The 15,870-nt window shown below is 73.0% G+C and carries 12 protein-coding genes; 3 read left to right on the top strand and 9 right to left on the bottom strand.

What is annotated here, in order from left to right:
- Window positions 1–114: 114 nt before the first annotated feature.
- Complete coding sequence (locus tag IF29_RS48920) at window positions 115–2,208, bottom strand: NEW3 domain-containing protein (protein ID WP_198037325.1); 2,094 nt, start codon at window positions 2,206–2,208, stop codon at window positions 115–117.
- A 263-nt stretch (window positions 2,209–2,471) separates the two neighbouring features.
- Here IF29_RS48920 and yaaA point away from each other — a divergent pair, with 263 nt between their 5' ends.
- Window positions 2,472–3,269: a peroxide stress protein YaaA gene (gene yaaA / locus IF29_RS0107345; protein ID WP_030251250.1), complete on the top strand. Its 798-nt coding sequence runs from the start codon at window positions 2,472–2,474 to the stop codon at window positions 3,267–3,269.
- 77 nt (window positions 3,270–3,346) lie between these two features.
- Here the strand turns inward: yaaA and IF29_RS0107340 are convergent, their stop codons facing one another.
- From IF29_RS0107340 to IF29_RS0107330, 3 genes are read right to left on the bottom strand one after another with little or no spacing between them, the layout of a single operon-like run.
- Complete coding sequence (locus IF29_RS0107340; protein ID WP_030251249.1) at window positions 3,347–4,516, bottom strand: bifunctional RNase H/acid phosphatase; 1,170 nt, start codon at window positions 4,514–4,516, stop codon at window positions 3,347–3,349.
- A 17-nt stretch (window positions 4,517–4,533) separates the two neighbouring features.
- Window positions 4,534–5,277, bottom strand: coding sequence for a zinc ribbon domain-containing protein (locus tag IF29_RS0107335; RefSeq protein WP_084713676.1), 744 nt, complete (start codon window positions 5,275–5,277; stop codon window positions 4,534–4,536).
- A gap of 51 nt (window positions 5,278–5,328) precedes the next feature.
- Window positions 5,329–6,168, bottom strand: a complete 840-nt coding sequence (locus IF29_RS0107330) for a Nif3-like dinuclear metal center hexameric protein (RefSeq protein WP_030251247.1) — start codon at window positions 6,166–6,168, stop codon at window positions 5,329–5,331.
- A gap of 258 nt (window positions 6,169–6,426) precedes the next feature.
- Between IF29_RS0107330 and IF29_RS43270 the strand changes: the two genes are divergently transcribed.
- Window positions 6,427–8,580, top strand: a complete 2,154-nt coding sequence (locus tag IF29_RS43270; RefSeq protein WP_051724977.1) for an alpha/beta hydrolase family protein — start codon at window positions 6,427–6,429, stop codon at window positions 8,578–8,580.
- A gap of 187 nt (window positions 8,581–8,767) precedes the next feature.
- Window positions 8,768–8,956: a hypothetical protein gene (locus IF29_RS0107320; RefSeq protein ID WP_030251245.1), complete on the top strand. Its 189-nt coding sequence runs from the start codon at window positions 8,768–8,770 to the stop codon at window positions 8,954–8,956.
- 81 nt (window positions 8,957–9,037) lie between these two features.
- On the opposite strand, the gene IF29_RS0107315 is transcribed toward IF29_RS0107320, so the two are convergent.
- The 5 genes from IF29_RS0107315 to IF29_RS0107295 form a co-directional block, all read right to left on the bottom strand.
- A complete protein-coding gene (locus IF29_RS0107315) occupies window positions 9,038–9,982 on the bottom strand; it encodes a 3-oxoacyl-ACP reductase (protein WP_030251244.1) in 945 nt (314 codons plus the stop codon).
- 49 nt (window positions 9,983–10,031) lie between these two features.
- Window positions 10,032–11,108 (bottom strand): Zn-dependent alcohol dehydrogenase, encoded by a 1,077-nt coding sequence (locus tag IF29_RS0107310; protein ID WP_030251243.1) that lies wholly within the window; start codon window positions 11,106–11,108, stop codon window positions 10,032–10,034.
- Window positions 11,109–11,185: 77 nt separating this feature from the next.
- A complete protein-coding gene (locus IF29_RS0107305; protein ID WP_030251241.1) occupies window positions 11,186–12,049 on the bottom strand; it encodes a MaoC/PaaZ C-terminal domain-containing protein in 864 nt (287 codons plus the stop codon).
- Between the two features lie 276 nt (window positions 12,050–12,325).
- The gene (locus IF29_RS0107300) at window positions 12,326–13,519 is read right to left on the bottom strand and encodes a lipid-transfer protein (protein WP_030251240.1); all 1,194 of its coding nucleotides are present in this window, start codon (window positions 13,517–13,519) and stop codon (window positions 12,326–12,328) included.
- A 50-nt stretch (window positions 13,520–13,569) separates the two neighbouring features.
- Window positions 13,570–15,735: an acyl-CoA dehydrogenase family protein gene (locus IF29_RS0107295; RefSeq protein ID WP_030251239.1), complete on the bottom strand. Its 2,166-nt coding sequence runs from the start codon at window positions 15,733–15,735 to the stop codon at window positions 13,570–13,572.
- Window positions 15,736–15,870: the final 135 nt, after the last annotated feature.

Below are 15,870 nucleotides of genomic sequence, written 5' to 3'. Positions count from 1 at the left end.
CAGGGTAGGAGCGGGCCCGGACGGACGGGAAGAAGCAGCGGGGTCGGGGACGCCCCTCAACGTCCCCGACCCGGTCATGGGCGGCTGCACCGTGTGCGCGCAGCCGACGCTGCGTCAGTTCTGGCTGAAGCCGGTGAAGTCGGCCTCGCCGCTGGTGCCGTCGCTGTGGGAGGTGGTGAACAGGCCCACGTCCCCGGTGGCGGCGATGCCGGGCAGGGTGGCGGTGCCGACCTGGGTCCAGGTGCTGCCGTCGGTGGAGTAGTAGCCGGTGACGGCGGAGCCGGAGCGGACCAGCTTGAGCCAGCTCGGGTAGCTGGCGGTGCCGCTGCCGCTGTCGCTGGGGGCGCTGTTGCTGTCGAGCTGCCCGTCGCCGTTGCTGTCCCACTGCAGGACGTAGCCCTTGCTGGGGGCCTCGGCGAGGATGGCGTAGCCGGGCGAGGAGCCGGGCTTGGTGATGTCGTTGCGGATCATGATGCCGGACTTGGCCCAGGGGTTGGTGTCGGCCTGTGCGGTGATCTTGACGATGGTGGTGGACCCGTCGTGCTCGGCGCCCTGCTGGTAGATGGTGCTGTACTGGTCGGTGCTGCCGTAGACGTCGGCGCCCGCGCCGCTGATGGCCAGGTTGGCGCCCTGCTGGCCGAAGAGCGCGGTGTTGTCGGTGTAGGTCTTCCAGGGCGCCTGCACCGGCGAGGCGAGCAGCGTCGAGGCGGTGACGGAGGCCTTCTCGGTGCCTCCGCTCCAGCCCGCCGAGGCGGTGGCGGTCAGGTCGTAGGTGGCGATGGGGGCCGGCAGCGTGGCGGGCGCGGTCACCTTGAAGGCGGCGAGGACCTCGTGGCCGACGGCCACCCGGTCCGCCTTGGTCGCGGTCAGCGCCTTGACGGTCCAGCCGGTCGGGGCCTTGAGCCCGACCTTGACGCCGGTGACCGTCTCGGCGCCGTTGTTGACGAAGATGGTGTTGACGGTGGTGGACTGGCCCGCCGCCTGCTGCGGCACCACGCTGCTCAGGGTCAGCTGCGGCGGGTACTGCTTGGGCTTGGAGGTGCCCGCGACCCGGTACATCACCGTGCCGTGGCCCGGGACGGAGGCGCTGATCACGCCCTTGGTCGTGGTCGTCGTCTTCGACCACAGGTCGTGCAGGGTGTAGGCCTTGGCGCTGCCCAGTCCCACCGCGGCGGCGTCGGTGGAGATGGTCGCCGGGGCGCTGTTCTCATTGAAGAGGGTGACCGCGACGCTGCCGTCGGCGAGCGGCTTGGCGAGGACGTCCAGGCCGCCGGCCGAGGAGACCTCGGTGGCCTGCTTGCCCAGGCTGTCCTGGTCGACCGCGATGACGTCCTTGTTGGCGTAGATCGCCAGGGTGTCGGCGCTGGCGGTGCGCAGGTCGGTGCCGGAGATCAGCGGGGCGGCCATCTCGGCCCAGAGCGAGAACTCGGAGCGGTCCTCGGTCTGGGTCATGCCGTTGCCGACCTCCAGCATGTCGGGGTCGTTCCAGGCGCCGGGCTTGGCACCGGCGGTGAGGCCGACGTTCTGGTGGAAGATCGACAGCATCGAGCTGTACGAGGCGCTGATGTCCCCGGTGGTCCGCCAGAGGTTGCCGACCGAACCGCCCCAGCTCGCCACGGAATCGTCGCCCCAGCTGCAGAGGCTGTAGACGATGGGACGGCCGGTCTTCGCCAGGGCGTCGCCCATGGCCTGGTACCGGGTCTGGTCCGGCACGCCCTGGTTGTTGCAGTTGTCGTACTTGAGGTAGTCGACGCCCCAGGCCGCGAAGGAGTCCGCGTCCTGCTGCTCGTGCCCGAGGCTGCCCGGGTACCCGGCGCAGGTGAGGGTGCCCGCGGTCTCGTAGATGCCCAGCTTGAGGCCCTTGGAGTGGACGTAGTCCGCGACGCCCTTGATGCCGTCGGGGAACTTCACCGGGTCGGGGACCAGGTTGCCGTCGGCGTCGCGGCTGTGGGTGAGCCAGCAGTCGTCGATGTTGACGTACTGGTAGCCGGCGGCCGCCAGACCGCTGCTGACGATCTTGTCGGCGGTCTGCTCGACCAGCTGCTCGCTGACGTTGCAGCCGAAGGCGTTCCAGTCGTTCCAGCCCATCGGCGGGGTGAGCGCCAGGCCGTTGTCGAGGGCGGCGGCGGGGGTGGCGCTGAGCGGGACGGCGGCGAGGGACGCCGTGGTGAGCACGGCCGCGACGAACGCGGCCCAGGTCTTGCGCATGCCTTCTCCTGTATCCGAGTGGGTGGAACGGACAGGTGTGGTTCGGCAGTGCAGGCAGTGCTCCCTGCGCAGGGCGTGATCTAGCGAACCAAAACACACAGCAACCGTCAATATCAAACACAGACTCACGTGATATAGGGCCCAGCGATGGTGGATTGGTTTGGATTCGCCCCGGCGGCATCAGGCCCTACAGTGACGCGGGGGCCGTTCTCGATCGGTCCCCGCCGTTTTCCCGATCCGCCGCGTCACCGAGGGGTACTGCTGTGCTGGTGCTGTTGCCGCCGTCCGAGGGAAAGGCCGTCACCGGATCGGGGGCTCCGCTGGCGCTGGACGGACTGGTCCTGCCGGAGCTCGGCCCGGCCCGGACCCGGGTCCTGGCCGCGCTGGTCGCGCTGTGCACCAGCGGTGACGAGGACCGGGCCGCAGCGGTGCTCGGACTCAGCCCGGGGCTGCGCGGGGAGATCGCCCGCAACGCGGTGCTGCGCACGGCCCCGACGCTGCCGGCCGGCGAGCTCTACACCGGCGTCCTGTACGACGCGCTGGAGCTGTCCACGCTCAGCCCCGAGGCCTACGCCCGGGCCGAGCGCTCGCTGCTGGTGTTCTCGGGACTGTGGGGTCCGGTCCGGATCAGTGACCGGATCCCGCCGTACCGCTGCTCGGGCGGGGTGAAGCTGCCGCCGCTGGGACCGCTGGGCAGCTACTGGCGCAAGGAGACGGCGGAGGCGATGCCGCGCGCTGCCGGCGGCGGGCTGGTGCTGGACCTGCGGTCGTCGGCGTACGCGGCGCTGTGGCGCCCGCAGGGGGAGGTCGCCGGACGGACCGCCATGGTGCGGGTGCTGCACGAGCGCGAGGTGCGCGGGGTGCTGACGCGGACGGTGGTGAGCCACTTCAACAAGGCGACAAAGGGACGAATCGTCAGAGAGCTGCTGGAGTCCTCGGCCGAGCCGGGCTCCCCCGCCGAACTCGTGGACGTACTGCGGGAGTTGAAGTACACCGTGGAAGCCGAGGCACCCGCGGCGGGGAAGGCCTGGACGCTCGACGTCGTCGTCAGCGAGCTGTGACAGGCTTCTGACGGATCTTGACTGCGAGCCGTAGGGGCTTCTCGCGCAGTTCCCCGCGCCCCTGACGGTGCAGCGGCCTAGCGCAGGTGTGCGGTGTCGTTCAGCAGCCGCAGCGACGCGTTGCCGTCCGCGTAGTACTGGATCGCGGAGAACGAGGCCGCCGACAGCTCCATCCGGAACAGCGACTCCGGCGGAGCCCCCAGGGCCAGCCTGACCAGGGTCTTGACCGGGGTGACATGGGAGACCACCAGGACGGTCCGACCCGGGTAGCGGGCCAGCAGCCGGTCGCGGGCGACCGAGACCCGGCGGGCGACGGCGGTGAAGCTCTCGCCGCCCGGGGGTGCGGCGTCGGCCGAGGCCAGCCAGGCGTCGAGTTCGGCCGGGAACCGCTCCTTGGCCTCGGCGAAGGTCAGCCCTTCGAAGGTGCCGAAGTCGGTCTCCCGCAGCCCCTCCTCGATCCGCACCTCCAGACCGAGCCGGTCCGCCGCGGCCTGCGCGGTCTGCCGGCAGCGGAGCAGCGGCGAGCTGACGATCGCCTGGACGGTGCCGCGCGCGGCAAGGGCCTCGGCGACCAGCTCGGCCTGGGCGCGACCGCGTTCGGACAGCTCGGGGTCGGCGCCGCCGCTGCCGGAGAAGCGCTTCTCGGGGGTCAGCGCGGTCTCGCCGTGGCGCAGCAGCACCAGGGTGGTGGGGGTGCCCATGTCGGCAGCGCCCCAGCCCACGGGGGCGGCAGGAACCTGCGGGAGCGGCTTGGGAAGCGTCTCCTGGGGTTGTTGCTGCGGCAGCGTCTGCGCGTGCGGCAGCGGCTTGGCGACGACCCACTGCCTGCCGGCCTTGCCCGCGTCCATCGCCTCGTTGGCGAGCCGGTCCGCGTGCTTGTTCTGCGCCCGCGGCATCCACTGGTAGCCGACCCGGCCGCGCGGGAAGATCCCCCGGGCCTCGGCGGCCAGCGGCTGCATGTCCGGGTGCTTGATCTTCCAGCGGCCCGACATCTGCTCGACGACCAGCTTGGAGTCCATCCGGACCTCGACCGTCGCCTCCGGGTCGATCGCGTGCGCCGCCCGAAGCCCCGCGATCAGCCCCCGGTACTCGGCGACGTTGTTGGTCGCCACGCCGATGAACTCGGCCGCCTCGGCCAGCAGTTCGCCGGTGTCGCCGTCGCGGACGGCCGCGCCGTAGCCGGCCGGCCCCGGGTTGCCCCGGGAGCCGCCGTCGGCCTCGATGATGAACCGTCGGGTGGACGCCATGTGGGCCGGACCGCTCTCTAGAGGCCGGAGTCGGCGGTGCGGATCAGGATGCGGCTGCAGTTCTCGCAGCGGACCACCTCGTCCGGCGCGGCGGCGCGGATGGTGCGCAGGTCAGCGGTGGCGAACTCGACCCGGCAGCCCTCGCAGCGGCGCTGGTAGAGCCGGGCCGCCCCGGTGCCGCCCTGGGTCTCGCGCAGCCGGGTGTAGAGCTTCAGCAGGTCGGCGGGGATGACCGCGGCGACCGCCGCACGCTCCCTGGTGACCTTCTCGGCCTCGGCGTCGATCTCGGTCTGGGCGGCGTCGCGGCGGGTCTCGGCCTCGGCGAGGCTGTGCTGGGCGTCGTCGCGGCGCGCGGTCATCTCGGAGATCCGGGCCTGCCCGGTCTCCACCCGCTCCATGATCTCCAGGACGACGTCCTCCAGGTCGCTCTGACGCTTCGCCAGGGCGCCGACCTCGTGCTGCAGGTTGGCGAGGTCCTTGGCGGAGCCGACCGCACCGGAGTCCATCCGCTGCTGGTTGCGGGCGGCGCGGGTGCGGACCTGGTCCACGTCCTGCTCGGCCTTGACCAGCTCGCGGCGGGTGTCGCTGAGCTGGGTCTCGGCGGCGACGGTGAGCGAGCGCAGCTCGGTCAGGTCGCTGCTGCGCTGCTGGATGTCGGCGTGCTCGGGCAGGGTGCTGGAGCGGTGGGCGAGCTGGTCCAGGCGGGAGTCGAGGGCCTGCAGGTCGAGCAGGCGGATCTGGTCGGCGGGCGCGGCGTTCAGGGGGTGCTCCTCGGGGTGGTGCGTCGGTCGGTCAGGGGGCTTGCGTGGCTGTTACGGGGCGGCGGCCAGCATCGGCGTGTGCAGCGTCCAGGCGTCGGTGACCTGCGTGGACACCCGGGTGTCGAGGGTCCAGCCGTGCTTGCCGGCGGCCGCCAGCAGCTCGCGTTCGGCACTGCGCAGCCAGGGCCACTCGGTGGCCCAGTGGGCCGCGTCCAGCAGGGCCAGCGGGCTGGCTTCGCGGGCCTCGGAGACCGGGTGGTGCCGCAGGTCGGCGGTCAGGTAGGCGTCGACACCGGCCGCGCGGACCGCGTCGAAGAAGGAGTCGCCGGAGCCGCCGCAGACGGCCACCCGGCGCACCGGCGCGTCCGGGTCGCCCGCGGTGCGGACGCCCTGCACAGTGGCCGGGAGTCCGGCGGCGACCCGGGCGGCGAAGGCGGCGAGGGGTTCCGGGGCGGGCAGCTCGCCGATCCGTCCGGTGCCCCGGCGGCCGGCCGGGTCGGTCGGGTCGGGGATCAGCGGTCCGGTCACCCGCAGGCCGACCGCTTCGGCGAGGGCGTCGGAGACGCCCGGGTCGGCGGAGTCGGCGTTGGTGTGGGCGGTGAGCAGGCCGACGCCGTGCCTGATCAGGGTGTGCACGACGCGGCCCTTGAAGCCGGTGGCGGCGACCGAGGTGACCCCGCGGAGGTACAGCGGATGGTGGGTGACCAGCAGGTCGGCGCCCCACTCCACGGCCTCGTCGACCACTGCGGCGACCGGGTCCACGGCGAACATCACCCGGCCCACCTCGGCGTCCGGATCCCCGCAGACCAGCCCGACCGCGTCCCAGGACTCCGCCCTGGCGGGCGGGTAGAGCTCGTCGAACACGCTGAGGACGTCGGAAAGGATCGGCACCCGTCGAGATTACACGCAGGCCCGGCGCCCGCCGCCCTCCTGCCGGGTGGTCCCCCGCCGCCCGGACACCGGTGGCCCCGGTCATCCACGGGCTCACCCTTATGAGTGAAGGGGCATCGATCCGTTCGGGTGCGGGGGGTGGCGTAAGTAGCGTCTGTGGTGCGGCGGGGGCGGCAACGCTCGGTTGGTCCCGGCTGCGGACCCGCGGCGGGGAGCCGTTCGGGTCCGACCCCCATGACACCTGGTTGGTGACCTCCCATGACTGCGACACCTCTCACTCTCGTCGGCTCCTTCCCGCACACCAGGGCGGCGCCCGCGCTGCGCCGGGTCGGCTTCACGTTCTCGGCCGGCGGCGGCTACGCGGCCTGTATGGCGTCCTCGGGCGAGGGCGGCTGGTACGTGGAGAGCTGGCGGCTGGACACGGCCGCGAACGAGGAGTCCGCGGAGCAGGTCGTCGGCGGTCTGATCGTGGGCGGTCTCGGCAGCCTCGGCGGCCCGGTCGCCGCCGGGGGGACGGACCCCGGTGGCGCCGAGCGTGGCGGGGCCATACCGGTCGCGCTGCCGCAGGCACCGGGCGCGGCTCCGGAGAGCCTGCGCTCGCAGCTGGTCTCGCTGCCCGACGGCCGGGTACTGGTCTGCCGGTTCCAGGGCGACCGGTACGACCTGGTGGTGCGCACCCCCGCCTCGGTGCGGGAGACCTTCGTGGGCATGCTGCGGCTGCCCGGGCTGCGGCTGATGGCGATGCCCTCGCCCGAACCCGGCGCGCCGGTCGCGGTGGCGCTGGGCAGCGACGGCCGCGCGGTGACCTCGGTCTGGCTGGTGAGCGCCGACGGCGGGGTGCAGCCGCAGCAGGTCGCGGAGTTCGCCGGGATGTCCGGCGGCGGGGTCTGGCTGGACCGGGGCGGCCGGATGCTGGCCCTGGACCATCTGGTGCCCGGCGCCACCGGGGGACCCACCGTGCCCTCGGTGCGGACGGTGGTGCTGGACCTGGCCACCGGGTCGGTCAGCCCCTTCCTGGAGCTGGCCCCCGGCAGCAACGACCGCCTGGTCGCCGCGGACCCGGCGAGCGGGCTGATCCTGGTGCGCAGCGACGCCCCGGGACAGGACCGCCTGGGCTGGGGCGTCCTCGGCGGCGACGAACCGCTGCGCTTCCCCGACTGCCTGCACCGGACCAGGGAGTTCCTGCGGCCGGTGGCGATCGAACCGGGCCGGGCCGGGCTTCCGGCGGCCGAGCAGCGGGTGGCCCTGCAGGGCGACTGGGGGGCCGGCTCCACACTGGCGACCTGGCGGCCCTCGTCCGGGCAGCTGGAGACGCTGCCGGTGCCGGCGGGGCGGCTGGGCGGCGTGGGCCACTGGTCGGCGGCCGGGCTGCGGCTGCCCTACTCCTCCCCGGACCATCCGGCGGGCATCGCCACCGTGCAGGTGGACCGGCTGCTGGAGGGTCCGCCGGAGGCCGAGGAGCCGGTGCCGACGATGCCGCTGCGACTTGCCCCGCTGCAGGGCGGCGCCGCCGGGATGGGCAGCGTCATCCGGATACTCCCGTCGCCCCGGGCGCTCCGCGAGAGCCGGGCCGGCACGGCGTCCGGCTGGCGGCTGGACGGCAGTGCTGCGCCGGGCGACGGCGGCCGCTGGCACGGCGCCCGCACCGTGGAACTGGCCGGAGCGGTCGGTCCGATGGAGGCCGTGGTCTACGGCGGGGACACCTGGCTGACGGCGCAGCACCTGGTGGTCGCGCTGCACGGGGGTCCGGCGGACGCCTGGCGGCTGGAGTTCGATCCGGCGCTGCAGCGGATGGCCGGCGAGGGCCTGGCCGTGGTCGCGGTCAACCAGCGCGGCAGCACCGGCTACGGCGTCGAGTACGCGCAGGCGCTGCAGAACGCCTGGGGCGGTCCCGACCTGGACGACGTGCTGGCGCTGCTGTCGTCGGTGAGCGGCCAGCGGGCGGCGCTGGGACTTGAGCCGGCGTCACTGTTCGGGGTCAGCTACGGGGCGTTCCTGGCCCTGCTGGCCGCCTGTTCGGCGCCGGAGCAGATCGCCCGCTGCGCGGTGGTCGCACCGTTCCTGTCCGGTCCGCGGCTGCTGGCCGAGGCCGGCCCCGCCGTCCGGGCGCTGACGCAGCGTCTCGGCGGGGCGCACGAACCGGAGGACGGCAGCGGCGCCCGGGACGTCCTGCGGGTGTGCCACCGGCTGGCCGCGCCACTGCTGGTGGTGCACGGCGACCGGGACGAGGTGGTGCCGGTGACGCAGTCGCGCACGCTGCGTCAGGAACTGCTGCGGATGGGCCACACCGAGGGTGCCGACTTCCGCTATGTGGAGGCCGCGGGGGCGGGCCACGAGGTGCTGGCGGAGGACGGCGCTCCGGTGCTGCACGAACTGCTGGCAGGCTTCCTGCGGACCGGGCGCCCGACCTGACCGCACCCGTGATGCAGATGCGGATCCGCACCCGGATCCGTGCCCGAGGGAACGTACCGGCGAGTACCGATCGTGGACGCTTTGTTACAGACCCGACAGGACCCGAGCAGGGTGCATTGCATAGGGTGATCACGACAGATGACGCAACAAAGGCATTGAAGCTCACACAACGGAGAGACGACTTCTCATGTCAGATGCCCTCACAGACATCACTGAGAACCGCCTGGACGCTGCTCCGGGGGACACGCACGACCGGTTCGACACCGCGGGCAAGCACCGCGGCTCGGTGGCCGACGACGACGTGGAGGGCCGGCGTGAACCGGCCGGCCACGGCCGGCACCGCCGGGTGCTGCACAACGGGACGGTGGCCGACTGACCTGCCGCCGTTCCGCAGGACACGACCCCTGCGGAACGGCGGCCGCCAGTACCCGACCTCCCGGTAGTACCCGACGGTCCGTCAACTCCCGTGCCGCAGGCCCAGGACGGCGAGGTTGGCGTAGCCGTCGCCCGGGGTGCGCCCCTGGTAGAAGGGGCTGAGCAGATCGTCCAGCTCGGCCGGGGTGAACTGGTCCTTGGCGGTGTCGAACTTCGCCAGCACCGGCGGCTGTCCCAGGATCGCGACCATCCCGCCGTGCACCACGAACAGCTGGCCGTTGACCCGCTCGGCGGCGGGCGAGGCCAGATAGCCGACCAGCGGTGACACATGCTCCGGCGCCAGCGGGTCCAACCCCTGCTCGGGAGCGCCCATCGATCCCACGAACACGTCGTCGGTCATCCGGGTGCGCGCCCTCGGGCAGATCACATTGGACGTCACCCCGTAGCGGGCCAGCGCCGAGGCGCAGCTCATCGTCAGCCCGACGATGCCGCCCTTGGCGGCGGCGTAGTTGGGCTGCCCGGCCGAGCCGGCCACGAACGCCTCCGAGGAGGTGTTGACGATCCGTCCGTACACCGGCCCGCCCGCGGCCTTGGAGCGCTCGCGCCAGTGCGCGGCGGCGAAGCGGGTCGTCGCGAAGTGGCCCTTGAGGTGGACGTGGACGACCGAGTCCCACTCCTCCTCGGTCATCGAGAAGACCATCCGGTCGCGCAGGATGCCGGCGTTGTTGACCAGGATGTCGAGCTGCCCGTAGGTGTCCACGGCCAGGTCGACCAGGGCGCGGGCGGCGTCCAGGTCGGCGACGTCGCCGTAGTGGGCCACCGCCCGGCCGCCTTCGGCGACGATCTCCGCGACGGTCTGGTCCGCCGGGGCGGCCGAGGCCCCGCCGCTGCCGTCCCGGCCGGGCGCGCCGAAGTCGTTGACGACCACATTGGCGCCGAGCCTGGCCAGTTCCAGCGCCTCGGCGCGGCCGAGGCCGCGGCCCGCACCGGTGACGATCGCGGTCCTGCCGGAGAGAGAGGTGCTCATACCGGGGTGACTCCTTCGCCGGGGTCTGGGGGTATCAAGGTCTGGGGTCTCAGAGGTCGATGACGGTGCGGAGGGCCTCGCCGCTGCGCATCTGCTGCACCGCGTCGTTGATCCCCTCCAGCCGGACGTGGTGGGTCACCATGCCCTCCAGGTCCAGCCGTCCAGCCCGCCACAGGTCGATGACGGTGCGGTAGCCGCGGAGCACGTCGGTGCCGCCGTAGAGCGAGGGCAGGATGCGCTTCTCGTTGAAGAACAGCTCGAACATGTTGAACTGCACCATGTCGTCCATGGCCCCCGCGCCGACCACCACCAGCGCGCCGCCGCGCCGTACCGCGTCGTACGCCGCCCTGACCGTGGACGAGCGGCCGACGACCTCGAAGGCGTAGTCGAAGCCCTCGCCGCCGGTCAGCCGCTGCTGCACCTCGGCCAGTCCCTCGGGTGCCACCGCCTCGGTCGCGCCGAAGCGCAGCGCCCACTCCCGGCGGCCGGCGACCGGGTCCACCGCGACGATCTGCGCGGCGCCGGCCACTCTGGCGCCCTGGATGGCGGCGATGCCCACCCCGCCGCAGCCGATCACCACCACCGAGGAGCCCGGTTCGACCTTCGCGGTGTGGATCGCCGCGCCCACGCCGGTGGTCACCCCGCAGCCGATCAGCGCGCCGACCTCGAACGGCACGTCGTCCGGCAGCTTCACCGCGCAGCCGGCCGCCACCACGCTCTCCTCGGCGAAGGTCCCGGTGCCGGAGAAGCCGAAGATGTCGGTGCCGTCGTGGTGGTAGTTGGGGCTGCCCATGTTGGCGAAGCCGGCCAGGCACAGGTTGCCCTCGCCCCGGACGCAGCTGGGACACCTGCCGCAGGGCGGCATCCAGCAGACGACGACATGGTCGCCGACGGCCAGCCCCTCGACGCCCTCGCCGACCTCGGTCACCTCGCCGGCGCCCTCGTGGCCCGGCACGAAGGGGGCGGGCTGCGGCAGCACGCCGCTCATCGCGGACAGGTCGGAGTGGCACAGGCTGGCCGCCCGCAGCCGGACCTTGACCTTGCCGGGGCCCACCTCGGGAAGGGTGACCCCCTCGTGGACCTCGAGCTTCTCCTGACCTGTCTCGTGCAGGACTGCTGCGCGCATGGCTGCTCCCCTGTGGCTGGTGCGGATCGGGTGGGTCGGTGGGTCGGTTCTCGGTGCTGGGCGCTCGGTGCCGGCGCTCAGTGGTAGGTGATGACGGTGTCGGCGAGGACCGGCGCGTCGGCGCGGTCCACCGAGGTCGCGGAGACCAGGAGCCTGCTGCCGCCCTCGTCCCAGACCCGGATCCGGAGCGTCTCGCCGGGGAAGAAGATCCCGGCGAAGCGGGTGCTGTAGCTGAGGACGCGGCTCGCGTCGCCGCCGAGGACGGTGTCCACGACGGCCTTCAGGGTGGTCCCGTACGAGCAGAGCCCGTGCAGGATGGGGCGGTCGAAGCCGGCCAGCTTGGCGAAGTCGGGGTCGGCGTGCAGCGGGTTCCAGTCGCCGGAGAGCCGGTAGAGCAGTGCCTGGTCGTGGCGGACCGGGACCTCGCGCTCCCACTCGGGCGCCCGCTCGGGCAGCGCGATCCGGTTGCTCTCGCCGCGCTCCCCGCCGAAGCCGCCCTCGCCGCGGACGAAGATCTCGGTGTCGGTGGTCCACAGCGGACCCGCCTCGTCGGCGGCCTCGCCGCGCATCACCAGCACCGCCGCCTTGCCCTTGTCGTACGCCGCGGCGAGGCTGCTGGTGAGGACGGCCCGGCCCTCGGCCGGGACCGGCCGGTGCAGCTCGATCCGCTGGCCGCCGTGCAGCACCTGGGCGAGGTTGATGTCCAGCCCCGGCAGGGTGAAGGCACCCGCCTTGGCCAGTCCGCCGCCGGCCACGGTGACGAAGCTGGGCAGCACCTGGAGGTCCTTCTCGTAGGTGTAGCGCAGCTCGTCCGGGTCGGTGGCCGGGCGCTGGGCCCCGGCGCCGACGCCCAGGTGGTAGAGCAGGACGTCCTTGGCCTCCCAGGCCAGGTCGGTGGTGCGCGGCGGGGCCGCGAGTGCCGTGGCGGCGTCGATGGGCATCGGTCCTGCTCTCCTCGTGTCGTGCCGTCTGGTGGACCCCGACGCGTCCGTCCGCACCGTCGTACGCGTCGGGGCCGCTCTGCGCGGGCCACGGCTCCGTGGGACGGCCGCACCCGCGGGTCTGGTGGTGGGGCTCCCGCTGGAACCCCTGCTGGCACCTTAGTAGAACGTGTTTCATCTGACTCACCGTCAGGTATAACGCATCGCGGGGCCCTTGAGAACTCCCCCGAGCCACCTGACCGGCCGTCGGCCCGCCCTCGGCAGGCCGTCGGCAGGTCAGCGCCGCAGCATGGTCACCACGGCGGCGCCGCCCAGCCCGATGTTGTGGGCCAGGCCCACCCTGGCGCCCGCGACCTGGCGTTCCCCCGCCTCGCCGCGCAGCTGCCAGACCAGTTCGGCGCACTGCGCCAGCCCGGTGGCGCCCAGCGGATGCCCCTTGGAGATCAGGCCCCCGGACGGATTCACCACCCACCGTCCGCCGTAGGTCGTCGCGCCCTCGGCGACCAGCTTGCCGCTCTCGCCGTCCGCGCACATGCCCAGCGCCTCGTAGGTCAGCAGCTCGTTGACGGAGAAGCAGTCGTGCAGCTCGACCACGTCCACGTCCTCGATGCCGAGCCCCGACTGCCGGTACACCGCCAGTGCGGCGGCCCGGCTCATCGGCTTGCCGACCACGTCGATGGACGATCCCGAGCCGAAACTGGCCTCGGTGTCGGTGGTCATCGCCTGGCCCAGGATCTCCACGGCGCGGTCCTGCAGACCGTGCTGCTCCACGAAGCGCTCCGAGACCACGACCGCCGCCGCGGCGCCGTCCGAGGTGGGCGAGCACTGGAGCTTGGTCAGCGGGTCGTGGATGGTCCTGGACGCCAGCACCTGCTCCAGGGTGTAGCTGTCGCGGAACTGGGCCCGGGGGTTGGCGGCCGAGTGGCGGTGGTTCTTCACCCCGACCAGGGCCAGCTGCTCCGCGGTGGTGCCGTAGCGCTCCATGTGCTCCCGGGCGGCGTTGCCGAAGATCTGCGCGGTCGGCGGCGTCGCGGCGAAGCCATGCTTGGCCGCCATCACCCCGTAGTGCCGGGCCACCGGACTGGTCGCGAAATCACCGGCCCCCGCGCCCGCGCCGAGCGCGCCCCGGCTCATCTTCTCGAAGCCCAGCGCCAGGACGCAGTCGCTGATCCCGCCGGCGACGAACTGGCGGGCCATCATCAGCGCCGTGGAGCCGGTCGCGCAGTTGTTGTTGACGTTGTAGACCGGGATGCCGGTCAGGCCCAGCTCGTAGACGGCGCGCTGGCCCGCCGTCGACTGCTGCTGGCAGTAGCCCACCGGGGCCTGTTCGACCAGCGCGTAGTCGATCCCGGCGTCGGCCAGCGCGGCCTGCCCCGCCTCGCGGGCCATGTCCCAATACTGCCAGTCCCGGCTCTCCGGCTTCTCGAAGTTCGTCATGCCGACGCCGACGAGGTAGCTCTTTCCAGGCATTGCCCCACTCCAGTCCATGGTCGTGACTTTCCCGTCCGCCCGGCGGCGGCTCAGTCCCTCGGCAGGCCGAGGATCCGCTCCGCGACGACATTCAGCTGCACCTGCGTGGTACCGCCCGCGATGGTCAGGCAGCGCGCCATCAGAAAGGCCCGGGCCGCCTGACCGCCCACCCCCTCCGCCACCGCGCCCGCCGGACCGCACAGCTCCAGCGCCAGCTCGGCCACGTTCTGGGCGTGCGGAGCGGACAGCAGCTTGCGGACGCTGGCACCGGGGCCGGGGTCGAGACCGTCCAGGCTGCTCAGCGCCGTCCTGAGGTCGATGCAGGCCAGCGCGTGCTCGACGGCGACCAGCCGGCCCAGGCGGGTGCTCCGCTCGCTGTCCGCGCCCGGCAGGGTCAGCAGCCGCCGTACCGCGTCGGCGGTCGGACTGGAGTCCGCCATGTGCACCCGCTCATGGCCCAGGGTGTGCCTGGCCACCCGCCAACCGCCGTCGACCTCGCCCACCACCGCGTCAGCCGGAAGCACCACACCGTCGAGGAACACCTCGTTGAAGACCGCGTCGCCGGTGAGCTCGCGCAGCGGCCGGATGTCGATACCTGGAGTCGTCCGCATGTCGACAAGGAAGTAGGTCAACCCCTGGTGCTTGGGCCGGTCCGGCGAGGTCCGCGCCAGCAGGATCCCGAAGTCCGCGGTGCGCGCACTCGACGTCCACACCTTCTGCCCGTCCACCTGCCAGCACCCGTCCGGCAGCCGGACGGCCCGAGTGCGCAGCGAGGCGAGATCGGAGCCGGCCTCGGGCTCGGAGAACAGCTGACACCACGTCAGTTCACCCTTGAGCGTCGGCATCACGAACCGCTCGCGCTGCTCCGGCGTGCCATGGGCGACGATGGAGGGGATCACCCAGGTGCCGATGGTGAGGTCCGGAAGCACCACCCCCGCCGCCCGCAGCTCCTGCTCGACCACCAACTGCCGCAGCGCATCCGCCCCCAGCCCGTAGGGCGGCGGCAGATGCGGAGCCGTCCAGCCGCCCGGGGCCAGCCTGCGGCGCTGCTCGGCCGGCGCCAGCCCCTGCACGGCCGCCGCCGCGGCCCGCGGCGCGGTACGGAACTCCTCGGCCTCGGGCGGCAGTTCCAGCGCCGGGCGGTGCAGGCCCCGCTCCCCGGCGATCCGAGCCACCCGCCCGTTCAGCGCGGCCCCGATGCCCAGGAACTGACGCACCGCCAGTGCCCGGCGCAACCGCAGATGCGCCGGATGCTCCCAGGTGAAACCGATTCCGCCGAGCACCTGGATACAGTCCTTGGCGTTCTCGAACGCCGCCTCCAGCGCCAGCGCCGCAGCGATCGCCGCGGCCAGGGGCTCCGGTTCACGCGCCGCCTGCCAGGTCGCCGCGCGTGCCGCCTCGGCACGGACCAGCATCCAGGCGCAGAGGTGCTTGACCGCCTGGAACTTCCCGATCGGCCGCCCGAACTGCTCGCGGACCCTGGCATGGCCGGCAGCCGTGTCCAGCGCCCACCCCGCGATCCCGCAGGCCTCCGCCGCAAGCACCACCGACGCCAGCGCGGCCACCTGCTCGGCGTCGACGGCGAGCCGCTGCTCCTCCCCCACCCGCAGCCCGTCGGCCTCGACGGACGCCACGCCCCGGGTCAGGTCCAGCGCCGGCAGCGGCCGGACGGCCGGTTCGGCGGCCTCCACGGCGAACCAGGCGGACTCCCCGCCCTCAAGCGCCGCGGCGAGCAGCAGCAGATCCGCCTGGTCACCCCCGAGCACCGGGCCGGCGTCCCCACTCAGCCGCCACCCACCGGTGACCGGCTCGGCACGCAGACCCCCCGGTTCCAACGCCAGCGCCCCGGTGCAGCTCCCCTCGGCCAGCGCGGCCAGCCGCCGCTTGGCCTCCGCCCCGCCGGCGGCGGCAAGCACGGTGGACGCCAGCACCGTCGGCAGATAGGCGCCCGGCAGCACCGCACGGCCCGTCTCCTCCAGGACCACGGCCAGGTCCAGCAGGTCTCCCCCACCTCCGCCGAACTCGCCGGGCAGGTGCAACCCCAACAGCCCCTGCCCGGCCAGCCCGTCCCACCACTCCGCCCGACCATGGCGCACCGGCGCACGCCCGTGCTCCCCGAACCCGTCACGCACGACCTCCGGCGGAACCTCCCGCTCCAACCGGCCCCGCACGGCCGCCTGCAGCTGGCGATGGTCCTCGCTGATCCCTATGGCCATGCGCTCCCCTTCAGCTCAGGTCGCCCCGGTGGCGTACGCCGCCCACAATCTGACGCACCGTCAGATTAGAACCCGTTCCAGCTTTCGGAAACCCCCCGCCCGTTAATTCGACCGACCGACACTTCGGGGCAATCA

This window comes from Streptacidiphilus jeojiense, from assembly GCF_000719095.1.
Taxonomy (GTDB): Bacteria; Actinomycetota; Actinomycetes; order Streptomycetales; family Streptomycetaceae; genus Streptacidiphilus; species Streptacidiphilus jeojiensis.
This window is presented reverse-complemented; position numbering and strand designations above follow the sequence as displayed.